Here is a 22699-nt window from a genome sequence, read left to right as displayed (position 1 = left end):
GCAGCGCGACGACGGAGGCGCTGCTGCGCGCTTCCGTGCCCCCTGCGGGGGGGCGTGCCGCTGGGTGGGTCCTGTCTCGAAAATCCTATGTTCCCAGGGACCGACGGGGGGACCCGTTCCAGATCCGCCGACCGAGCGATCCCGACTCATCCCGTTTACCGGAAAAATACCAGGGGCCGCTTTACACTCGGTCCAGCGACGGGTTCCCCGCCGCCACGCCCCACCGCTCCACCTCGACCTCCAGGGCGTCACGGGACGGCCCGGCCCGGGGGAAGACCAGGGCGAGGAACGGACGGCTGCGGAGCCGGAGCCGGACGAACAGGGCCTCCGACTCCAGCCGGGCCGCCGGGGTGAGCGGCAGGGCCTCCAGGACGGGCGAGCGCCGCCCACGCCGGACCAGGAGCAGGGGGGTGTCCGCCCCCGACACCAGCCAGGCGGCGCGGAGCGAGCGGCGTCGGCCGCTCTCCAGCCGGGCGCAGCCCGCCACCCGGAGCGACTTGCCGAAGGGGCGGTCGACCGCGGCCAGGATCTCGCGGACGGCCGGAGCGAGCGCGCCCTCGTCCGTCCACTGGAAGGGCACCAGCGAGCCCCAGGACCGGCTCCACGCCAGCGAGCGGCCCAGACGGCTCGCGGTCAGCAGCGAGGGGGTCAGCACCCAGGCCAGGACGAGCGCCGCCAGGGTGACCCCCAGGGACAGCGCGGGGGCATCCAGGGCCAGGGTCACCAGCCCGATCGCGACCACGTCCTCGGCCAGGGAGAGGAGCAGGCCGGACGGGGCCTCGACGCCGTAGAGCCAGCCCAGCATGCCGGCTCCGGTCTTGAGGTCGTGGGCGAGCAGCGCGATCCCCGCTGCGAGCACGCTCCAGACGAGCGCTCCGCCCGGGACGGCGACCCCGTCCAGGAGCAACGCGGTGAGCAGGCCGGCGGCGATCGGACGCACCACCGTCTGGGGCAGGTGCCAGTAGACGCGCACCGGCCGGGAGCGCTCGGCCGCGAACTCCAGGACGTAGAAGCCGACGGCCAGCACCAGGGGGAGGGGGGCCGCCACGGCGGCGCGGAACGTCTCGGGCAGCCATTCCCCGAACCCGAGGACGGGCGCCAGCGCGAGCAGCCCCAGCGTGAGGTAGAGGTCGACCCCGGCCGCCGCCGCCAGCGTGAGACCGGCGAGGAGGGCGGTGGGGAGGAGCCCTTCCAGCAGCGTCACGCGGCCCCGTTCTCCGCGGCCCGACCCAACACGAGGCACGCGTTGATCCCACCGAACCCGAACGAGTTGGTGAGCACATGCCGGAGCTCTGCGGTACGCCCGGCACCCGAGACGTAGTTCAGGTCGCAGCCGTCCCCGGGCTCCTCGAGGTTGAGCGTGGGGGGCATCCATCCGCTCTGGAGCGCCATGCAACAGATCCCTGTCTCGATCGCGCCGGAGGCGCCGAGCGCGTGGCCGTAGAAGGGCTTCGTCCCACTCACCGGCAGGACGTCGGCGCGTTCGCCGAACACCGTGCGCAGGGCCAACGACTCGGTCGAATCGTTGAGTGGGGTGGAGGATGCGTGGGCGTTCACGTAGTCGATCTGCTCGGGTCGGACGTCGGCGCGTTCCAGCGCCATGCGCATGGCGCGCGCGGCCTGGCTGCCGTCCGGCAGGGGTGCCGTCATGTGATGCGCGTCGTTCGAGTTGGCATAGCCGAGGATCTCGGCGTGGATCCGCGCGCCGCGGGCGGTCGCGTGTTCCAACGTCTCCAGCACGAGCGTGCAGGCGCCCTCGCCCATCACGAAGCCGTCGCGCGCGGCGTCGAAGGGGCGACAGGCGCGAGCGGGATCGTCATTGCGTGTGCTCATGGCGCGGATGATGGCGAACGCCCCATAGGACAGCGGCGACAGGGGCGCTTCGATGCCTCCCGCCAGCGCGACGTCGGCACTGCCGTCCCTGATCAGCCGCCACGCTTCGCCCACGGCGATGGTGCCCGATGCGCAGCTCATGGCGTTGGTGGAGTTGGGGCCGCGGAATCCGAACTCGATGGCGACGTTGCACGACGCGGCGCCGCCGAAGACGGTCAGCGCCAGGCGCGGGTCCACACCCCGCACACCGCGCGTGAGGTAGTTCTGCAGCTCCGCTTCCGCGTGGCTGACGCCGCCGAGCGCCGAACCCATCTGCACGGCGACGCGATCTCCGTCCAGCCGCGTCTCGTCCAGTGCAGCGTCCTCCAGCGCGAGACGCGCGGACGCGATCGAGAACTGGCCGAACCGGTCGAGCCGCTTGGCGCGCGCCGCGTCCATGTGGTGCGTAGGCTCGAAGTCGGGGACCTCGGCGGCGATGTGGGAGCGGAAGGGCGAGGGATCGAAGCGGGAGATGCGATCGACGGGCGAGCGGCCGCCGCGTAGCCCTTCCTCCAACCCGGCCCGACCGATGCCCGAGGCCGTGATGGGCCCGATCCCGGTGACGACCACGCGGCGGCTCACGTGGCGCTCCCGTCCGCTTCGGCCGCGCGCGCGATGCCGGCGAGCGTGCGCGAGGCGATGACGTGCACGAAGTGCGGACCGATCACGGCATCGGCCGCGAACCGGCCGATGAGGGGCCACTCCGGACCCTCCCATTCGTGCACGATGCGGAGCAGCGTGCCGCGTCCATCGTCCGCGGGCCGCACCTCCCACTGGACGCGCATCCCCCGGGTGATCCCCCCGATGTGCTTGTAGTAGACCGTGTGGCGCTCGGGGTCGTGCGTCATCTCGGAGAGCCACCAGGTGGGATAGTTGAACGCCCCGAACGGGCGCCACGCCGCCATCTCCACGATGCCTTCGCCGAAGCCTGCCTTGGAGCGGAAGCGCACCCACCGGTAGTGCGGGAGGATGTCGGGCCACCGTTCCACGTCGGCGGCGATGCGGAAGGCGCGCTCGACCGGAGCCGCGCATACCCGTTCGTCGATCGTCAGCACGTCCTGCCTCCATCCAGTGTGACGGGGGAACGGTTCAACAGCGGGCTCCAGACCCGGGGCCGCAGCAGCGTCAGCGGGTGGGCCAGGTCCCCGGTGACCGTCAGCAGCGCGGAGGCCGAGGCAGGGTGGGCCGCGAGCCGCGGCAGCACCTGGCCGCCGAGTCGGGGTCCCTCCACCACGGCGGCCACCAGCCGCTGCACGGCGCGCGTTCCGGCCAGGGAGCGGGCCAGGCGGCGCGCGTAGCGGTGCAGGGGTCGGGCGCCGTCCGCCCGTGCCAGCGATCGCTCCGCGTCCGCCGCGGCCAGCTCGGCGCTGTGGACCGCCTGATGGATCCCCTGCCCCGTCAGGGGATCGAAGTACCCGGCGGCATCCCCCACGAGCGCCCAGCGGGGTCCGGTGCGGCGCCGGACCGGCCAGTCGAAGGGGCCACTCGCCCAGGGTCCGGCGACGACCCGAGGATCCTCTACCCACGGGAAGGCCGCCTGCTCCAACAGCAGCGCCAGGAAGGCCTCCGGGTCGGCGGCGAGTCGCCGGCCTTCGACCTCGGAATCGACCACCCCGGTGACGTTCCACAGCGGAGGGTCCAGCGAGACGGGCGCCATGCCCACCGTCCGCGTCCCCCCGATGCGGAGCCAGCCGCGATCGGACGCCGGCCCGACGCCGCGAACGCGGGCCGTCAGCGACACGCGGGCACGGCGCGGCCGTCGGCGCGTGGCTCCGAGCTGGCGGGCGATGCGTGAGCGCAGACCGTCGGCGGCGATCAGCAGACGGGCCCGGCGCACGCTCTCCCGGGCGCCGGATCGCACGTCGATCTCCACGCCGTCCGGGCCGGGCCGCACGCGCAGCACCTGCTGACGCTCCTCCAGGACCGCGCCGCGGCGCACCGCCTCCAGGGCCAGGGCCTGGTCCAGGCGGGCCCGGTCCACCCCCAGGCCGTGCGGCGGCACGGTGCCGCCCGGATGCGCGAACCCCGCCGAGACGTGCACGCCAGACCAGGTCGTCAACTCCCAACCGCTCAGGAGGGGCGGGTCGAGCCGGAGCACCGCCGACGCGAAGCCCGTGCGCTCCAGGGCGGCCAGGGCGCCCGGGTTGAGGAACTCGCCGCAGGGCTTCGGACGGGGATGGCTCCAGCGTTCGAGCAGGAGGACGCGTCGTCCGCGCTCCGCGAGCAGCCCCGCCGTCACGCTCCCGGCGGGGCCGGCGCCGACGACCACGACGTCCCAGTCGGTCATGGCTGGGCCACCAGGACGAAGCGGAAGGGGAAGTGGCGGCGCACCCGGACCCGCGACAGCCCGGCCTCACGCGCGAGCACCCCGGCCTCTCCGTCCGTGTAGGCCTTGCTCGCGGAGAGGGGCGCGTCGTGCCGCGTGAAGCGGTTGCGGCGCCAGACGGTCTCGGCCAGCAGCCGCGCGCCCCACGAGCCGCCCACCGACCGGCGCAGGTCGGAGACGACCACCGGCCCCCGCGCCACCCGCGCCATCTCCGCGAGGACGGCGCGCGCGTCCCCGGGGTCGAAGTGGTGCAGCGTGAGCACGGAGACGGCCGCGTCGAAGCTGTCGTCCGCGAAAGGAAGCGTGCGGGCGTCGCACGCCACGCGCGGCGTCCGGGGACAGAGCACATGGTCCAGGGCGCCGGGGGCCAGGTCGGAGCACACCCAGCGGACGGGGCGGCCGCGCCGCTCCAGGATGCGGGCGAGCATCGCCGCCACCCGGCCGTTGCCCGCGCCCACGTCCAGGAGGCGCAGCGTGCCGTCGGACGTCGGCACGCGGGCCAGCGCCCGCGCGAGCGGGCCCAGCCCCCCCAGCCGGGTGGTGGCGTCGGCCACGTGCTCCAGGCTCGCGCCCAGCTCGGGGCCGGTGATCCCGGGCTCATCCAGCAGCTCGATCCCCACGCCGCGCGCCCCCCGGCCCATTACCGCACCAGCTCGCTGGACCCGAGGCTTCCCCACCGGCTCCGCGTCATCTGGTCGTCGGCCAGACCGTTCCGGATGCCGGCGAACTCCCGCATGCTGACGCGGAACACCACGTCGCGGAAGGTGCCGGCGCCCGACACCGGGAAGGCCAGGTCCAACCGCACCGCACGCGCGGTCCCGGCGGGCAGCCCGAAGCGGATGCCGCCACCGATCGCGGCCTGCATGCCCGAGTCCATGCCGAAGGGGACGTCACCCGGCCAGACGCGACCGACGTCCACGAAGAGGGTGGTGCCGAAGTCGAACACCTCGGGGGCCGGCCAGCGGTAGTAGGCCCGGTCCTCCACCGTGACGATCATGCGGCGGCCACCGGGGAACGCGTCCGTGTCGTAGCCGCGGATGGCGTCACGACCCCCCAGCGTGAGCTGGAAGGGGATCCCGACGTTCCACCCACCTGCCAGGGAGACCCGGCCCACCAGGGTGTGGTTCGGGATGGCGGGCGGGAGCCAGTAGGCGTAGGCGTCCAACTCGGCGAAGACATCGCGCCAGTCGCCGGCGTGGGGGCCGGTGCGGACCCGTCGTCCTTCGGTGCGGGTGGCGGCCTGCAGGACCAGCTCCGGTCGCGACAGCCCGCCGAACAGGGTGAGCAGCCCGTAGACGTCCTGGTCGGCGTCCGCGCCTCCGCTGCCCCACGTGCCCGGCGTGAAGCCCAGGGTCAGCGCCACGTCCGTCCCCAGCTGCACGTCCTGGATGCCGCGCAGGGCATCCAGGCCGCGTCGGGTCTCGTAGCGCACCCCCCGCCACCCCAGCAGCAGATCCACCCGGGTGCGCCAGCCGTCGAACGCCTGCGGCAGCACGCGCTCGATGCGGGCGCTGTCGGCGACCACGCCGCTGCCGAACGCGCCGCCCGCGATCAGCTCGGAGGCCGAATAGAGGTCCGGAAGCGATGCGGTCTCCCGGGACACGCCCGCTCCGAGCAGGGCCAGCCGTCCCGGACGGCCCCAGCGGGTGGCGGCCATGGCGGCGATCCGCTCGAACGTGAAGGGCACCACGAGGTTGGTGTAGGTCTCACCGCGCTCCAGCGAATAGGGGAACAGATCGTCGCGGCGCTGGAAGGAGAAGAGCGCGGCGTGGCGGCCGGTCTCCGCGAAGAACGGATAGCTCACCTCGGCGTCGTAGAAGTCCCCGCGTCGGGTGCCGCCGACCGTGAAAGCCGCGTCCCAGCGTGTCTGGAAGAGCCTCGTGGTCTTGTAGGAGAAGCCGATATCGCGGCGCTCGCGCCGCCGCTGATACTGGAACGCCAACTCCATCCCGCGTCCCAGGAAGTTCTCCTCGGTGACATCGAACCCTTCGAACTGGATGCCACCGTCCAGGCTGACCCCGAGGTCCACCTTGGTGGTCCAGTCGTCCTGGGTGTCGACGACCACGTGATGATTGCCGTCCGACTGCGGAACGGCGTAGACGTCGGCGCGGGCCAGGAAGCCGTAGCCGCGCAGGATGCGCGCCGACTCCTCCAGCAGGAAGAGGTCGAGACAATCGCCCTGCCGGAACAGGAGCTCACGCCGCAGGAAGCTCGAGCGCGTGCGGATGTGGAGCTTGTTGGCGAGCTGCAGGGCCCAGAGGAAGGATCCCCCCTCCTGCAGGCGCTCCACGTCGAAGATGGAATGCGTGTCGAAGAACAGGTCCGTGACCCGCCCGTTCGGACACGTCCCCGGCGGCGTCTCCCGCGCACCCTGCGCCACGAGCGGAGCCGCGCCGCCGAGCGTGCCCAGCAGCAGGGTCAGGAAGACCCGCCACAGGGGCCCGGCGATGCGTCCCGACTTCGTTGCGGGTGCGTCCGGGGTCCGGATAGGATTACCGCTCCTTTCAAGCCGAGGAGATCGATGAGCCAGCGCCACCCCGCGCTCGAGTACCATGAAGCAGGACGCCCCGGGAAGGTGGAGGTCGTGCCCACCAAGGCGGTGGCGACCCAACGGGACCTCTCGCTGGCCTACAGCCCCGGGGTGGCGGAGCCCTGCCTCCACATCCATGCCACCCCCGACGACGTCTTCCGGTACACCATCCGCGGCAATCTCGTTGCGGTGGTGTCGAATGGAACGGCGGTCCTCGGGCTCGGCAACATCGGACCCCTCGCGGCCAAGCCGGTCATGGAGGGCAAGGGCGTCCTCTTCAAGAAGTTCGCCGGCATCGACGTGTTCGACCTCGAAGTGGGCTCCGAGGACCCGGAGGACGTGATCCGCTTCTGTCAGCTGCTCGAGCCCACGGTCGGGGGCATCAACCTGGAGGACATCAGCGCTCCGGCCTGCTTCCACATCGAGGAGACGCTCAAGCGTACGCTGGACATCCCGGTCTTCCACGACGACCAGCACGGCACGGCGATCATCGGTGGCGCGGCCCTGCTGAACGCCCTCGCGCTGGTCGACAAGTCGATCGCCGAGGTCCGTGTCGTCTTCTCCGGGGCGGGTGCGTCCGCGCTGTCCACGGCCGAGCACTTCGTGCGCCTCGGCGTGCAGCGCTCGAACATCCTCATCGTGGACTCGAAGGGGGTGCTGTACGCGGGCCGCACCGAGGGAATGAACCAGTACAAGGAGCGCTTCGTCGTCGAGACCGACCGCCGCACGCTCGCCGAGGCCATCGAGGGCGCGGACGTGCTGGTGGGCCTCTCCGTACGGGGTCTGGTCCACCCGGAGATGGTCGCGACCATGGCGCGGGACCCGATCATCTTCGCGCTGGCGAATCCGGATCCGGAGATCACCCCGGAGGAGGTGGCGCAGGTGCGCGACGACGCCATCGTCGCGACGGGTCGCTCCGACTACCCGAACCAGGTGAACAACGTCCTGGGCTTCCCGTTCCTGTTCCGGGGCGCGCTGGACGTGCGCGCCCGGGGCATCAACGAGGAGATGATGCTGGCCGCCACCCGCGCGCTCGCCGACCTGGCCCGCCAGGACGTGCCGGAGTCCGTGGCCACGGCCTACGGGACCCGCAGCTTCGAGTTCGGGCGGGAGTACCTGATCCCGAAGCCGTTCGACCACCGTGTGCTGTTCTGGGTCGCGCCCGCCGTCGCGCGCGCCGCCATGGAATCGGGCATGGCGCGGATCGACCTGGATCTCGACGAGTATCGCGATCGCCTGATGGCGAGCCTGGGGCCCGGCCGCGAGTTGATGCGGTGGATCACCGCCCGCGCCCGGCGCGAGCTGCAGCGGGTGGCGTTGCCGGACTCCTACAACGACCGGATGCTGCGCGCCGCGGAGGAGATGGTCAGCGAGCGTGTGGCGCAGCCGGTGCTCATCGGCCAGGAGGCGCGGATCCGCGAGCGGGCGGAGCAGTTCGGGGTGGACCTGAAGGGGATCGAGATCGTGGATCCGGCCGCCGACGACGCGCGCCGCCACGGGTACGCCGAGGCGTTGTACCAGCGGCGCTCCCGGAAGGGGATGACCCGCGACGTCGCCTGGGCCACGATCTTCGACGGCATCCACTACGCGTCGATGATGCTGCTCGACGGCGCCGTCGATGCGGTGGTGGCCGGCGCCAATCAGAACCATCCCGAGGTTCTGCGGCCCGTCCTGCAGGTCATCGGGCCGGCTCCAGGGGTCCGTCGTGTGGCGGGTCTCTACCTCCTGGCGTTCAAGGGACGCGAGCCGCTCTTCCTGGCCGACACCACCGTGAACATCAATCCGGACGCGGACGCGCTCGTGGAGATCGCGACGCATACGATCCGCTTCGTCCAGGAGCTGGGGATCGTGCCCCGCGTGGGCATGCTGTCCTTCTCCAACTTCGGATCCGCTCCCCACGCCGCCTCCCGGAAGGTGGCCGAGGCCGCCCGCCGCCTCCAGGAGCTGCATCCCGACCTGGAGATCGACGGCGAGATGCAAGCGGATACGGCCGTGAACCCGCATATCCTTCGGGGTACCTTCGGGTTCAGCCGGCTGTCGGAGCCCGCCAACGTCCTGATCTTCCCCGACCTGGGCTCGGCCAACGCATCCTCCAAGCTCCTGTCGGAGCTGGGCGGCGCGGACCTGATCGGGCCGGTCCTGCTGGGCACGGCCCATCCGTTCCACGTCATCCACCGGGAGAGCTCGGTGGAGCAGATCGTCAATCTGGTGTCTTTGGCAGCCGTGGACGCGCTGGCCCGGAGGAAGCACATTTAGCTTCTTTGCCCAATTCGGGGCGGGCCATCCGGAGGCGAAGCGAGACATGCAGGCAGCGGGCACGGCGACCGCCGAGGTCACCAGCGAATACGGAATCGAGAACCACGGCATCCGGCCCACGAAGCCGGTCCACTGGAATCTCTCCCCGGCCGCGCTCTACGAGGCAGCGCTCCGGCGGGGCGAGGGTCAACTGGCACAGGGAGGCGGCTTCGCGGCGGTGACCTCGCCGCACACGGGCCGTTCGCCCAACGACAAGTTCCTGGTCCAGGAGCCCTCCACCGAGGGCGACATCGCCTGGGGCTCCGTGAACCGGCCGATCAGCGACGAGCACTACCAGACGCTGCGCAAGGAGGTCGTTGCCTTCCTGGGTGACCAGGAGCTGTTCGTGCGCGACGCGCGTGCCGGGGCCGATCCCAAGTACGGCATGAACGTACGGGTGATCAGCACCAATGCGTGGCAGACGCTCTTCGCCTACAACATGTTCCTGCGCCCGGCCGCGGCGGACCTCGCCGCCATGGTCCCGGACTTCACGGTGCTGCACGCGCCGGAGTTCGAAGCCGACCCCGAGCGTCACGGAACGCGCAGCACGACCGCCATCCTGCTCAACTTCGCAGCGCGCGAAGTCCTGATCTGCGGCACGCGCTACGCCGGCGAGATCAAGAAGTCGGTCTTCTCCGTGCTCAACTTCACGCTGCCGGAGCAGAACGTCTTCCCCATGCACTGCTCCGCCAACATCGGCGACAGCTCGGACGTCGCCCTGTTCTTCGGCCTTTCCGGCACGGGCAAGACGACGCTGTCGGCCGACCCCGAGCGGGGTTTGATCGGCGACGACGAGCACGGCTGGTCCGACAAGGGCGTCTTCAACTTCGAAGGTGGCTGCTACGCCAAGGTGATCCGCCTCTCGCCCGAGGGTGAGCCGGAGATCTACAACGCCACCCGCATGTTCGGTACGATCCTCGAGAACGTGGTGCTGGACGCCAACACGCGCGCCATCGACTACGACGACAGCTCGATCACCGAGAACACGCGCGCGTCCTACCCGATCGAATACGTCCCCAACGCCGTCACGCCGAGCCACGGGGGGCACCCGCAGAACGTGGTGTTCCTGACCGCGGACGCCTTCGGGGTCATGCCTCCGATCGCGCGCCTCACGCCGGAGCAGGCGATGTACCACTTCCTGTCCGGCTACACGGCCAAGGTGGCGGGCACGGAGCGCGGCGTCACCGAGCCCAAGGCGACGTTCAGCGCCTGTTTCGGCGCGCCGTTCCTGCCGCGTTCGCCGGTGGTCTACGCGCGGATGCTGGGCGACAAGCTCCGCACGCACGAAGCGCGGGTCTGGCTGGTGAACACCGGGTGGACGGGCGGCCCGTTCGGCACCGGGAGCCGCATGAAGCTGAGCCACACCCGCGCCATGGTGCGGGCCGCGCTGGCGGGCCAGCTGGACGACGTGGAGACCCGCACCGATCCCGTGTTCGGCTTCGAGGTCCCCACGGAGGTGCCCCACGTTCCCCCGCAGGTGCTCGAGCCGCGCGCCACCTGGTCGAACGGTGCCGAGTACGACGCCCAGGCGCAGAAGCTGGCCCAGATGTTCCGGGACAACTTCAAGCAGTTCGAAGGCGAGGTCTCGGACGAGGTGAAGGCCGCCGGACCGCGCTGAGCGGAACGCACCCGGCATCCGCGAGACGGGTCGGGGCCCCCGGGGGCTCCGGCCCGTCCGTCGTTCGGGGCCGGGCGTCCGGCCGGGCGCAGGAGCGGTCCTCTCCGCTCCGCGGTCGGGACCGCCGATCCGGGGGCGGGTTGGACGATCGGCTCCGCCAGGCGTACCCTTCCGGCTCCGATCCATCCGCACCACCTGGGGTCCTCCGATGCGCCGTCTCGTGCTCCCGCTGTTGCTCCTGGCCGCTCCGCTGTCCGCGCAGGCCCCCGCGCCCGTCCCGGACGAGGCGCCGGCCCGGTATCACGTCCTGCCGCCGCTCCGCGTCCAGGCGGACGAGCAGCTCGCCTGGACCTCGGCGCGCCTCGACCGGGTCCTGCCCGCGCTGATGCGCGAGTACGACGTCCACATGTGGATCCTCTCCATGCGCGAGTACGCGGAGGATCCGGTGTTCTGGTCCATCACCGCGCCGACCACCTTCGCGGCCCGGCGCCGCTCCATCTACGTCTTCTTCGACCGGGGCGAGGGGCAGGGGGTGGAGCGCATCGCGCTGGGAGGCGGGACGCAGGGTGGGCTCTACGAGGCCTACCGCTCGACGCGCCCGGCGCCGACCGGTCAGGAGACGGCCGAGCTGTGGGGGGACGAGCAGTGGCGTCTGCTGCGCGAGCTGGTCGAGGACCGCGATCCCCGCAACATCGTGCTCAACATCGACGAGCACTGGGCGTTCAGCGACGGGCTGCACGCAGGCGAGCGTGAGGCGCTCGAGCGGGCGCTCGGCGACCCGTACGTCCGGCGCGTGAAGCGCGAGCCCCGCCTCGCCCTGAACTACATCGCGCTGCGCGTGCCGGAGATGATGCCGCGGTATCGCCAGATCCAGGAGACCGTGCACGCGATCATCTCCGAGGCGTTCTCCAACGCGGTGATCACGCCCGGTGTGACCACGACGGACGACGTGCTCTGGTGGATGCGTCAGAAGGTGAACGACCTCGGGATGACGACCTGGTTCCAGACATCGGTGGACATCCAGCGGCCCGGCGAGGCCTGGCCGGTCGGGGGACAGAGCGGCGTCATCCAACGCGGGGACGTGCTCTGGACGGACTTCGGCGTCGTCGCCATGGGCCAGCGGACCGACACGCAGCACATGGCCTACGTGCTGCGAGACGGGGAGACCGGCGTCCCGTCCGGGATCCAGCAGTGCCTCGCCAACTCCAACCGTCTCCAGGACATCCTGCTGGCGCACATGGAGCCGGGCCTCACGGGCAATCAGGTGTTGGCGAACGCGCTCGGGCAGATGCGCTCGGAGGGGATCGACGGCACCATCTACACGCACCCGATCGGCGACCACGGCCACGGGGCCGGTCCGCTCATCGGGCGCTGGGACGCCCAGGACGGCGTGCCGCACCGGGGAGATGCGGTGTTGCTGGCGTCCACGTGGCACTCGATCGAGCTGCAGGCCACGACCCCGGTGCCGGAATGGAACGGAAAGGGCTTGAGCTGCCGCCAGGAGGAGGAGGCGTACCTGGACGAACAGGGCGAGCGCCACTGGGCCTTCCGGCGCCAGAGCCGCTTCCACCTGGTGTGGTAGGAGGACGACCATGGCGAAGCGGTACTGGTTGATGAAGTCCGAACCGGACGTCTACTCCATCGAGGACCTGGAGCGTGACGGGCGCACGCACTGGGACGGGGTGCGCAATCCGGTGGCCCGGAAGAACATGGAGTCGATGCAGGAGGGCGACCTCGTGTTCTTCTACCACAGCAATGCCAAGCCCCCCGGGGTGGCGGGGATCGCGGAGGTGGTGCGCGAGGCCTATCCCGACCCCTCCCAGTTCGACCGCTCCAGCCCGTATCACGATCCCAAGGCCACGCGCGAGAAGCCGCGCTGGTCCCTGGTGGATGTCGGATTCGTGGAGAGGTTCGCGGACGTGGTGGGATTGCCCGAGATCAAGGACACGCCCGAGCTGGAGGACATGGTCCTCGTGCGGAACTCGCGCCTGAGCGTGCAGCCCGTCCAGAAGTCCGAGTGGGACCGCATCGTGCGCGTGGGGCGTCGAAAGACGTAGCCGATCCGGCATGCCTCGCAGAGGCGCGAGCGACCTGACGGGTCCACGTCCGCGCCCTCGTGCGCACGGGCACCCCGTGGGCGGGGCGACGGCGCGGTGGCCCCCCAAACGCCGCCGGGACGCGCGTCCGCGCTACGGGCACCCCTTGTCGAAGACCACCCGCCAACGTCCGTCCGCGTCCAGCCGCCACACGCTGTTGAACGTCCCCGAGCGCGTGCCGTCCGGGGCCCGCACCGGTCCGCTGCTCAGGGCCAGGGTTCCGGAGGGCAGCACCTCGACCGTCTCCGGCTCCCAGGAGAACGGCGCCTCGGGGCCGTCGAAGAAGGGCCGCCATCCCGCCGCCACCGCCTCCCGGCCCCTCAGGGGCTCGGCGCCCGTGAAGAACACGGCCTCCTCGGCGAGGAAGGACGTGAAGGCGGCGTGGTCGCGGTCGGCCATCGAACGCGCGAAGGCACGCTCGGCCGTGCGGACCTCGGCCGCCAACCGGGTCTGCTCGGGGGTCTGGGCCGCGAGCGGAGCCGGGTCGGACAGGGCGGCGCAGGCCGTGGACGCGGTCAGGACGATCAGGAGCAGACGGAACGTACGCATGGTCGCCGGAGGTGTGGGGAAGCGCGCGGTGGAAGCCGGGCACCCGCTGGGACGTGCGCCGCAGCCCGCGCGTTGCTCGGACGTCCCCGCAGGTCCGCCGCGGGTGATGATGCGCCTACGGAGCGCGCCGGCCGGCCGGCGCCTCAGCCCCACGCCGCCCGCGGCCCCAGGACCACGGTGCCCTCCGCGGTGCGGTCTCCGCGTCGGCCGCGCTTCTTGCGAGGCGCCGAGCCGGGATCGAGCCAGCGCTCGGGCTTGATGGTCCGACCGCGCTCGGCCGGGTTCATCCGGAACCAGCGCGCCACCAGCAGGATCTCCGCGGCCTCCTCGGGGGCGAGCGCCGAGACCGGAGGGTCGGCGCCGCGGAAGACCGTGCGCACCGTCTCGTCCGCGGCTGTCCGTTCGGCGCGTCCCCGGGGCAGGCTCCGTTCGGCGCGGACGCGCCCGCTCCGGATCACGTAGATGCGGTCTTCGCCTCCGTCCCCCGGCACCTTGTAGACGAACGAGAGGTCGCGGACGAAGCCGCGGAACTCCTCGAGCTGGTCGCGGAACTCGGCCAGCGCCGTGCGCCGGTCACGCAGCCGCGCAGCATACTCGAACTCGTGGCGGGCGGCGGCAGCGTGCATGGCGGCATCCAGAGCGGCCAGCGGCCGATCGTCCGTGCCGTCGAGGAAGCGGCCGGCGGTCTCCACCCGCTCCGCGTAGGCGCGGCTGGACACGCCGCCGGCACAGGGCGCCGGACAGGTGCCCAGCTCGGCCCGCATGCACAGCGGCGGTCGGTCGGCCGCGAACATCTCCAGTTGATCGTCGAAGAAAATCGGAGTGGCGCTCGCGCAGTCGCGCAGGCCCACGACCTGCGAGAGCCCCCGGGCCGCGTCGCGCAGGCGTGTCACGGCGGGGAAGGGTCCGTAGTAGCGCGAGCCGTCGGCCACGACGTCGCGGACCGGGACGAGACGGGGGGCCGCTTCGCGGGTCAGCTTCACGAACGCGTACGGCCGCTTCTTCTTGTGCTGCACGTTGAACGGCGGCCGCCAGCGCTGGATGAGCCGCATCTCCCGCACCAGGGCGCCGAACTCGTTGGGGATGTAGTCCCATTCGATCGAGGCCGTCTCCCGCATCAGGTCGAACGCCTTGTCCCCCTTCTGCGCCCGGAAATAGGAGAGCAGGCGCGTGCGCACCCGGATGGACTTCCCCACGTAGAGGACGTCCCCACCCCCGCCGACCATCCGGTAGACGCCCGGACGGTTCTCCGCACGGCCGCGGACCGACTCCCTGAGCGCCTCCACGTTCGACACACCGGGCTCCGGCTGCACGCTCGGCTGGGGCGTGGCCACGCCGCTCCGTCCGGAGTTGGCGTGTCCGCCGCGAAGGAAAGGGCGGACACCGTAGCTTCGGGATGTGTTCGGGTCAAGGCCGCTATTGCTGGGCCCCGTTGGCCCCTCTAACCTCCCGCGCATGTCCGGCCCCGAGTTCCGCGTCGTCCGCGACCCGATCTGGAACACGATCCGCGTCGACGCCATCGCGATGCGGATCGTCGACACGGCCGCCTTCCAGCGGCTCCGGTATATCCGTCAGCTCGGGCATGCGCACCTGGTCTATCCGGGCGCCACCCATACCCGCTTCGACCACGCCCTGGGGGTCTACCACCTCGCGCGGCGTGCCCTGCACCTGCTGGACGAGCGCGGCTTGCTGGGCGGTGCGGCGGGGGAGGGCGCCGAGCTGGTGCCGTATGCGGCCCTGCTCCACGACATCGGGCACTACGCGTTCTCACATGCCATCGAGGAGCTGGAGCCCGAGCGCACGCCCGGCGATCACGAGGCCGTGGCGGAGCGCTTCTTCCGCTCGGAGGCGCTGGCCCTGGCCCTGGCTCCGTTGGGCGAGGATGCGCCCGGACGGATCTTCGACCTCATCCGGGGCCGGTCCGACGCGCCGCTGGCCGGTCTGGTCAGCGGGAGCCTGGATCTGGACAAGATGGAGTATCTGCGGCGGGACGCGCGCTTCTGCGGCGTCCCGTACGGAGAGGTGGACGTGGACCGGCTCCTCCAGGGCTTGCTGGTGCTGCCCGCTCCCGAGAGCGGTCGGCTCGAGATCGGCGTGGACGAGAAGGCGCTGTCCGCCCTCGAGTCGCTGCTGTTCGCCAAGTACCAGATGTTCCGCAACGTCTACTGGCACCACGCCGTGCGGTCGGCCACCGCCCTGTACAAGCGGATCGTGGAGAGCGCCGTGGAGGCGGAGTGGCTGGGTCCGGACGAGCTGGTGGGCCCGACGGACGAAGAGCTCCTCTTCCGGATCGCCGAGCGCGCCCGGGCGCGGGGCGCCGGAGGCCCGTTGGCGCGGCGCGTGACGGAGCGGTGGCTGCCGGCCCTGCGCGAGCGGCGTCTCCCCAAGCGTGCGGTCGAGATCCCGGCTGCCGACATGGACGGGGGCGAGCGGATCCCGGAGCTGGCGGGTGACCTTTCGGCCCGCAGGGGTGTCGAAGACGAGTGGGCCGTCGAGCTGGGCCTGGAACCCGGCGAGGTGTTCATCGACTTCCCGGTCAAGCCGGCCATGTTCCAGTCCAATGCCCTGGTGCGCCGGTCCGGTGGGACCGTCGTGCGGATCGGGTCGGGGGGGATCCGGGGGCTGATCGACCTGCCGGCCCTCGCGGAGGCGCTGTACCGCTCCGCGCGGGTGCTGCGGGTCTTCACCCTGGAGCGGAGGACTCTCGACCCCGCCCGGGTGTTGGAGCGCCTGAGCCGTCGCTGACGGCCGCCGGGACGGGCGCGGGCGCGCTGCCCCGTTCGAGGACGGCGGAGGGGAGCGCGGTGGCGGGCAGGGGCCCTTTCGGGGGCTGCCGGACGGGGGTCGGAGGGTCCGGCCGCTGGAACCGGGCCCACCCAGGCATCGTATGGCCCGACCGGGGCGTCCAAGCTTGGACGCGGGGACGGGAACCTCCCCGGGGTGGGGGTGTTCTTACGTCGAACCTCTGGACATGGTCGGGGACCGGGGATATCTTCGACGGCTTTAGAGCTTCCTGAGGCATCCCCCTTGCAGTCGACACCTACAGAAGACGACGGTGCCCCGGGGAAGGTGCGCCGGAGGAAGAGGTTAAGGGATACATGGCCACGGCGACGCAGAACCGGAAGCGGAAGGGGCGGGGGAACCTGCTCACCGGGTTCGACGCCAGCATCGAAGAGCAGTCCTCTCTCGATCAGTACCTGCGCGATGTCAGCCGCCACGAGCTGATCACGCCGGATCGGGAGAAGGAGCTCGGATATCGGGCCCAGAAGGGGGATCAGGACGCCATCCAGGAGCTGGCCAAGGCCAACCTGCGCTTCGTGATCAGCGTCGCGAAGAAGTACCAGAACCGCGGTGTGGCGCTCACGGACCTCATCCAGGAAGGCAACGTCGGTCTGGTGACGGCGGCCCGGAAGTTCGATCCCGATCAGGGCGTGAAGTTCATCAGCTACGCGGTGTGGTGGATCCGGCAGGCCATCCTCGCCTCCCTGGCCAACCAGGGGCGCGCGGTGCGCGTGCCGCTCAACCGTGCTTCGGACCTGGCGCGCATCTTCCGCGAGAAGGAGCGTCTCAAGCAGGAGCTCGGTCGTGACCCCACGCCCGAGGAGCTGTCGAACGCCACCGACCTGACGCCGGAGCTGATCGAGTCGCTGCAGACGCTCAACGCGGCGGAGATCCGGCTGGATGCGCCCATCGGCGACAGCGAGGACTCGCAGCTGGTGGAGCGCTTCATCCTCGAGGAGGCGGCCGAGCCCGAGCACGAGGTCGAGGACCGTCTTCTCACCGAGGTGGTGGAGGGCGCGCTCGAGACGCTCGAGCCGCGTGACGCGAAGGTGCTGCGGCTGTACTTCGGGCTCGAAGGCGAGCGGGAGCACACGCTGGAGGAGATCGGCAACCTGCTGGGCGTGACGCGCGAGCGGATCCGACAGCTGCGCGACCGCGCGCTGCGCCGCCTGCGTGAAGGCACGAAGGGCTCCGCGTTGGCGTCCTTCGCCGCCTGACCGCGCGGCCCTTGGCGGGTCGTCTGTTGAACCGAGCCCCCCGGAGACCGATCGGTCCCGGGGGGCTTCGCGTTTCGTGCCGCTGCGAGGCGGCGAGACGCGTGCCGCCGGCAGCGTGCACACCCGCAGGACCGCGCGCATGACGTCCTCCACGGGCTGGGTCGAAGAGGCCCTGGGCGGCGTGTACCGCGTGGTGCTGGAGGACGGGCGGCGGGTGGAGGCCAGCGTGCGCGGGCGGCTCAAGCAGAGCGGTGGGGGCACGGAGCGGATCGTGGTCGGGGACGTGGTGCGCGTCACCGCCGAAGGCGACACCTGGGCCATCGCGGAGCGCGGCGCACGCCGCAGCGAGCTGGTGCGCGCCGGCTTCCGTGCGCGTGCCGGGAAGGTGATCGCCGCCAATCTGGACCACATCGCCGTCATGGTCGCGGCGGCCGACCCCGCGGCCCGCGAGGAATGGATCGACCGCATGCTCGTGATCGGCGAGCACGCGGGCCTCACGCCCCTCCTGCTCATCAACAAGCTGGATCTGCCGGGCGCGCCCGAGCGGGTGGCGGCGCTCACCCACCTCTACGCAGCCGTCGGCTACCCCGTGCACGCCGTATCCGTCGTGTCCGGCACCGGACTCGAAGCGCTGCGCGAAGCGTTGACCGGGCACGAATCCGCGTTGGTGGGTCCGTCCGGCGTGGGCAAGAGCTCCGTCCTCAACGCGCTCGTACCCGACCTGGCCGCGCGCACGGGCACGGTGAGCGGCGACGGACGGGGCCGGCACACGACGGTGTCGTCGCGCGCGGTGCCGCTGGCCGGCGGCGGCCACGTCGTCGACACGCCCGGCTTCGCCGACGCCGAGCCCTGGGACGTCCCGCCGGAGGATCTCGACCTCTGCTTCCCGGAGCTGCGCGTCCTGCGCGCGCAGTGTCGCTTCCGCGCGTGCACGCACATGCACGAGCCGGGATGCGCCGTGCGGGACGCGCTCGGCGTACAGGTGCCCGAGTCGCGCTACCGCAGCTATCGCAAGCTTCGCGACTCGCTCGAGGAGCGCGCGCGCCGCGACTGGTGAGGCACGTCGGATCGGCCCGGAGCCGATCGGCGGGCGCGGCTCCGGACGCCGACGTGCGGAGTCGATGCGCCGTGCGCGGTGCCTGCTTGTCCGCTTTCCCACCGCCTCCGCGCACTTGAGGGCGAGCAGTCCGATCGCGTGCCCCCCGGGGCGATGCATCGGCGGCCTTCGCGACTGAACGCGTCTTCCCGTCCCTCCGGCTCTCCCGGTCCGGACGTCCCCCGGTCTCCCCCCGCCGGGCCTCCGCGCTCCGTCGCCTCCACGCACGTCCTCCGGAGGATCCATGGCGCAATCGAAGAAGCCCCAAGGGGCCGTCACCCTCGAGATTCCTCTCGACGCATCCGGCGTCGAGGACTTCACGCCCGATCAAGCCCTGAAGGTGGTGGCGCGCTCGAGCGCCGGCCTCCGCTCGGCGACCGTCAAGCTGGACAAGTCCGGCAAGGGTACGGCGAAGCTGTCCTTCGACGAGCCGCCCCGTTCGGTGCAGCTGCACGTGGGACCGGACGGTCTCGCGGACGACGAGATCGCCGGGATGGACACGCTGACGCAGAAGGTCCCGGCGCGGGTCCTGGCCGGCGGTGGCTCGATCCGTCTCACGCCCATCCTGATCCCGCCGTTCTACTGGTACTGGTGGCTGCGCTGGTGTCGTGTGTTCACCGTGCGGGGCCGCGTGGTCTGTGCCGACGGAACTCCGGTTCCCGCAGCCGAGGTGTGCGCGTTCGACATGGACGGCTGGGCCTTCTGGCATTCCAAGCAGCAGGTCGGATGCGCGACCACCGACCAGAACGGCGCGTTCGAGATCCGCTTCCGCTGGTGCTGCGGGCTCTGGCCCTGGTACTGGTGGCGCCGGCGGGTGTGGGAGTTCGATCCCGACCTCGCCAAGCTCTTCGGCTCCGCCGTGCGCATGAATCCGGACCTCGCGTTCGACCCCCCCGGGGGCGTGCCCAGCTTGAAGCCGTTCGCGACCCTGCTGCGCGACACGGGCATCGACACGACGTCGCCGCTCGGTCCCGATCAGCTGGATTCGCTCGAGCGGGTCCGCCTCCGGCTCCTGGAGCGCCTGCCGCAGGTCCCCGAGCTCGAGCGGCTGCACATCTGGCCGTTCCATCCCTGGTATCCCTGGCGGGACTGCCACCCCGACCTGGTCTTCCGGGTCACCCAGGACTGCGGCCAGCCCGGCACGGTCATCGTGGACGAGGGGTGGTTCGATACGCGCTGGAACGTTCCCACCGACCTGACCGTCACGTTGGTGGCGAACGACAAGGCGTGCTGCATCGACGACGGCTGCCAGGACCCGCCGTGTGACGACGACGAATGCCTGGTCGTCACATCCGTCTGCGGATACACCATCGACCAGATCGGCGGCAACCTGGGCGCGCCGGCCGCTCCGGTCGGATACGCCCGCCCGGGCGCGGTGACCGCGGGCACGCAAGCGTACAACGGCGACCGGCCGTTCGGCGGCAGCGTGAACGTGGTCAAGAACGGCGCGGACACGCTGGGTGTCGACTACTACGAGATCGAGTACGACGGCGGCTCGGGCTGGACTCCGCTGCCGTTCGGCTGGGCGCACAACATCACCCGCGCCTGGCTCCAGACGGACGGTGCGCTGTGGACCAGCGGTGCCGAGGTCTTCAAGTGGGACAACACGCTCGCCGCCGGCCACAGCGTCATCGAGAGCCGCGAGCACTTCGAGGCGAACGGGCCGTTCAACGACTGGTTCCCGCCGGGCGCCCCGGGCAGCAGCCGCTTCTGGACGTCCAACAAGTACCTGCTGATGTCCCTGGATTCCACGAAGTTCGCGGACGGCACCTATCGCTTCCGCGTGATCGGCTGGGATCTGGTGGGCGGTGCGCTGCAGAACCCGCAGGTCATCCCGCTGTGTGGCACGCAGCAGGACAACGAGCTGGTGCTGACGTTCGACAACCGCGTGGTCGACTCCGCCACGCACGACCCGACGCACCTCTGCGGATCCGTGCACACGTGCACCACCGAGCCCGACACACACTTCGTGGCGGTGCGCATCAACGGACAGAGCGTCGGTCCCTGCGAGACGGTGCCCTCCGGGCCCGGCACGCTGGAGATCGACTTCATGGCGCTCGACCCCGACGAGCACCTGGGAGGCTACAGCCTCATCGCCACCTACGGTCTCAACCAGTCGCGCAACCTGCTCAACCAGCCCGGCTCGACGGTCACCACGTTGGTGCCGGGGCTGCCGAGCGGATGGCAGGCGGCGCCCGCGTCGAGCGAGGGCACGTATGGGGTCGCGCTCGCGCAGGGCGCGGTGGCGCCGCACTGGCGGGGTGGTTCCTTCCGCCTGACGGTGCCGCTGACGGAGGCGTTCCCCGAGCCGTGCTGCTATCAGCTCGAGCTCCGCGCCTGGAAGCGCACCGTGGTGAGCTGCAGCGGCAACTACGACCACCGCAACCTGAGCGAGTACACGCTCGGGGTGGGTGTCTGTCCCTGACGGGACGGAGGACCGCGAGACGCCGCGCCCGCCGGGCGCGGCGTCCCGCCGGGTCGGGGACGCAACCGGGAGGACCGGCCGATGGGTCTGTACGGCATCGTGGTGGGCAGTCTGGTGGTGTGGCGCGTCAGCCATCTGCTGAGCGTCGAGGCGGGGCCGGGGGGCGTCTTCGACCGTCTGCGGGCGCGGACGGTGGGGACGTTCTGGGGTGACCTGCTGGGCTGCATCTGGTGCGTGAGCCTGTGGGTGTCGGCCCCCGTCGGTTGGTGGATCGGGGCGGACCTGCGGGAGCGGGTCCTGCTCTGGCCGGCGCTGTCGGCGGGCGCGCTCCTCGTGCAGCGGGTGGTGGGACAGGACGAGCGGTCGGCGACCTGGGTGGAGGAGTGATGGTGAACCTGGACGCGTCCGGTCGGCCTTCCGGCCGCCGGACGCCAGAACGGGAGGAACCGGGATGGCATGCTGCGGGCAGGGTCGGAGCAACAACGCGGGGGGTGGGAGCTGGAGCCGGGTGCCGAACACGGGTTCGGGAGCTCCGAGCGCCGCACCCGGGACACCCCGCACGGGACATGCGTGGTTCCAGTACGTGGGGCCCACGGCGCTGACGGCCGTGGGAGGCGTGACGGGCGCCCGCTACGTCTTCGGGCAGCGCGGGGTGACACTCGCGGTGGATCCCGCCGACCGCCGCTCCCTGGCGGCGGTGCCCAACCTCCGTCAGGTGATGGGACCTCCCTGATCGGGCAGGACGGGCGGGAGCACGGGTCCGACGTGGGGCCGCACGGCGGCGGGCGCCGCCTCCGAGGCCGGGACCGCGCGGGCCGCGGCGGGAGCGACCCTCAGTTCGCCGCGGACGGCGGCTGCCCGCAGGGATCCTGGAAGGCCACCTGCCATTCGCGCGCCTGGGCGCCTCGATCGAGCGCGGCCAACCAGCGGCCCGAGCTCCCGAAGACGTCCAGGAGCAGCTCGTCCTGGCCGTCGCCGTCCCAATCGCCCCAGGTCAGGAAGCGCGGGACGCCCTTGGTCTCGCTGTCCACCGGACGATACCACACGAACGTCGTGCCGTAGCCGTTGCCCTGGTTCTCGCCGATGAAGAACAGCGAGTAGGCGTTCTCCGGGGCCGGTCCCACGGAGATGGCGTCCCGGTAGAGGTAGGTGCTGGCGACGAGGGGCTGCTCCGAGCGCGACGTGGTGAGCGCCTGCACATCGGCGCGCGCGCCGGCGATGTCGGGAGGCCAGCGGTAGTTGCGGGCGTTGAGCAGGTCCTCGACCAGGCGATAGGAGGTGATCCCCAGCCCGCGGGTCACCTCGTCCTGCGGCAGGCTTCCACGGCCCAGATGGCTCGCGTGCTCGCTCGGCAAGGCGAGGAAGGTGCTGCGACCGGCCACTTCGGGGATCAGCTCCACGAGGCCCGACACGGACGGGCGCGGCTGGCAGTACATGGAGTCCGGCCGCACCTCGTTCCCGGCGATGAAGCGGCCGACGCGGGTGCTGCCCTGGAAGAGCGTGAACTCCCGCCCCTCGACCAGCCGCTCGCGGACGTAGCGGGCGGTGAAGCCCGGCGTGCTCGCCTCGGTCGGGAGGGGCGTCAGCGCGTCGCCCGCCACCTCCCCGATGGGCTCGGCCTGCCAGGTGCCGCCCGCTCGCCGGACCAGGAAGACCACGGGCTGCTCCGGAAGGGGGACCTGGACCTCCTCGGGCGCCTCCGTCACCTCCGGCTCGACGACCTCCTTCGGCGGTGGAGGGCGCCACTCGAACTCCGCGCCCCCCCAGGCCACGTTGTCGCAGCCCGCGAGCCCGCCTATCATCAGCGCCCCTGCCATTCCGGCGCGCAGGCGTCTTCCGGTCGTGTGCCGTCTCATCCGAGCTCGAAGGTAGGGCGGGCTCCAGGCCCTGCAAG

19 protein-coding genes are annotated in these 22699 nt (G+C 71.6%); 10 read left to right on the top strand and 9 right to left on the bottom strand.

The features are described 5' to 3' along the window. Nucleotides 1-181: 181 nt before the first annotated feature. Genes R3E98_12450 through R3E98_12425 form a run of 6 tightly spaced genes read right to left on the bottom strand, consistent with a single transcriptional unit; the run spans nt 182 to nt 6752 of the window. Nucleotides 182-1204, bottom strand: a complete 1023-nt coding sequence (locus tag R3E98_12450) for a DUF4126 family protein (protein MEZ4424213.1) — start codon at nt 1202-1204, stop codon at nt 182-184. Further along, a complete protein-coding gene (locus R3E98_12445) occupies nt 1201-2454 on the bottom strand; it encodes a beta-ketoacyl-[acyl-carrier-protein] synthase family protein (protein MEZ4424212.1) in 1254 nt (417 codons plus the stop codon). Before R3E98_12445 ends, R3E98_12450 begins: the two co-directional genes overlap by 4 nt. After that, the gene (locus R3E98_12440) at nt 2451-2927 is read right to left on the bottom strand and encodes an SRPBCC family protein (GenBank protein ID MEZ4424211.1); all 477 of its coding nucleotides are present in this window, start codon (nt 2925-2927) and stop codon (nt 2451-2453) included. The genes R3E98_12445 and R3E98_12440 overlap by 4 nt, the downstream gene beginning before the upstream one ends. Then, entirely contained in the window at nt 2921-4159 is a 1239-nt protein-coding gene (locus tag R3E98_12435; protein ID MEZ4424210.1) for an NAD(P)/FAD-dependent oxidoreductase, read from the bottom strand. The genes R3E98_12440 and R3E98_12435 overlap by 7 nt, the downstream gene beginning before the upstream one ends. Further along, entirely contained in the window at nt 4156-4839 is a 684-nt protein-coding gene (locus R3E98_12430; protein MEZ4424209.1) for a methyltransferase domain-containing protein, read from the bottom strand. The genes R3E98_12435 and R3E98_12430 overlap by 4 nt, the downstream gene beginning before the upstream one ends. Next, complete coding sequence (locus R3E98_12425) at nt 4839-6752, bottom strand: hypothetical protein (protein ID MEZ4424208.1); 1914 nt, start codon at nt 6750-6752, stop codon at nt 4839-4841. Before R3E98_12425 ends, R3E98_12430 begins: the two co-directional genes overlap by 1 nt. Between R3E98_12425 and R3E98_12420 the strand changes: the two genes are divergently transcribed. The 4 genes from R3E98_12420 to R3E98_12405 all read left to right on the top strand — a co-directional run bounded on the left by R3E98_12420 (nt 6720) and on the right by R3E98_12405 (nt 12698). After that, nucleotides 6720-8984: an NADP-dependent malic enzyme gene (locus R3E98_12420; protein ID MEZ4424207.1), complete on the top strand. Its 2265-nt coding sequence runs from the start codon at nt 6720-6722 to the stop codon at nt 8982-8984. The genes R3E98_12425 and R3E98_12420 overlap by 33 nt on opposite strands. A 46-nt stretch (nt 8985-9030) precedes the next feature. Continuing rightward, entirely contained in the window at nt 9031-10641 is a 1611-nt protein-coding gene (gene pckA, locus R3E98_12415) for a phosphoenolpyruvate carboxykinase (ATP) (protein ID MEZ4424206.1), read from the top strand. A 208-nt stretch (nt 10642-10849) separates the two neighbouring features. Then, the gene (locus R3E98_12410; protein MEZ4424205.1) at nt 10850-12223 is read left to right on the top strand and encodes a M24 family metallopeptidase; all 1374 of its coding nucleotides are present in this window, start codon (nt 10850-10852) and stop codon (nt 12221-12223) included. Between the two features lie 10 nt (nt 12224-12233). Continuing rightward, entirely contained in the window at nt 12234-12698 is a 465-nt protein-coding gene (locus R3E98_12405; protein MEZ4424204.1) for an EVE domain-containing protein, read from the top strand. Nucleotides 12699-12830: 132 nt separating this feature from the next. On the opposite strand, the gene R3E98_12400 is transcribed toward R3E98_12405, so the two are convergent. Further along, nucleotides 12831-13286, bottom strand: a complete 456-nt coding sequence (locus R3E98_12400) for a nuclear transport factor 2 family protein (protein MEZ4424203.1) — start codon at nt 13284-13286, stop codon at nt 12831-12833. Nucleotides 13287-13429: 143 nt separating this feature from the next. Then, a complete protein-coding gene (locus R3E98_12395) occupies nt 13430-14620 on the bottom strand; it encodes a nuclease (protein ID MEZ4424202.1) in 1191 nt (396 codons plus the stop codon). A 121-nt stretch (nt 14621-14741) separates the two neighbouring features. Here R3E98_12395 and R3E98_12390 point away from each other — a divergent pair, with 121 nt between their 5' ends. From R3E98_12390 to R3E98_12365, 6 genes are all read left to right on the top strand, one after another. Continuing rightward, the gene (locus R3E98_12390; protein MEZ4424201.1) at nt 14742-16031 is read left to right on the top strand and encodes an HD domain-containing protein; all 1290 of its coding nucleotides are present in this window, start codon (nt 14742-14744) and stop codon (nt 16029-16031) included. A 353-nt stretch (nt 16032-16384) separates the two neighbouring features. Further along, nucleotides 16385-17284 carry an RNA polymerase sigma factor RpoD/SigA gene (locus R3E98_12385; protein MEZ4424200.1) on the top strand — a complete coding sequence of 300 codons (900 nt, stop codon included), beginning with the start codon at nt 16385-16387 and terminating at the stop codon, nt 17282-17284. Between the two features lie 139 nt (nt 17285-17423). After that, nucleotides 17424-18341 (top strand): ribosome small subunit-dependent GTPase A, encoded by a 918-nt coding sequence (gene rsgA, locus R3E98_12380; protein MEZ4424199.1) that lies wholly within the window; start codon nt 17424-17426, stop codon nt 18339-18341. 283 nt (nt 18342-18624) lie between these two features. After that, the gene (locus R3E98_12375) at nt 18625-20805 is read left to right on the top strand and encodes a carboxypeptidase-like regulatory domain-containing protein (GenBank protein ID MEZ4424198.1); all 2181 of its coding nucleotides are present in this window, start codon (nt 18625-18627) and stop codon (nt 20803-20805) included. 81 nt (nt 20806-20886) lie between these two features. After that, nucleotides 20887-21192, top strand: coding sequence for a hypothetical protein (locus R3E98_12370; protein MEZ4424197.1), 306 nt, complete (start codon nt 20887-20889; stop codon nt 21190-21192). A gap of 121 nt (nt 21193-21313) precedes the next feature. Further along, on the top strand, nt 21314-21538 hold the full coding sequence (locus R3E98_12365; GenBank protein MEZ4424196.1) for a hypothetical protein: 225 nt from the start codon (nt 21314-21316) through the stop codon (nt 21536-21538). Nucleotides 21539-21638: 100 nt separating this feature from the next. Here the strand turns inward: R3E98_12365 and R3E98_12360 are convergent, their stop codons facing one another. Next, a complete protein-coding gene (locus tag R3E98_12360; protein ID MEZ4424195.1) occupies nt 21639-22661 on the bottom strand; it encodes a hypothetical protein in 1023 nt (340 codons plus the stop codon). Nucleotides 22662-22699: the final 38 nt, after the last annotated feature.

It is taken from the genome of Gemmatimonadota bacterium (assembly GCA_041390125.1).
Classification (GTDB): Bacteria; Gemmatimonadota; Gemmatimonadetes; order Longimicrobiales; family Gaopeijiaceae; genus JAGQIF01.
The sequence above is the reverse complement of the archived record's forward strand: the minus strand, read 5'-3'. Positions and strand labels throughout refer to the sequence as shown.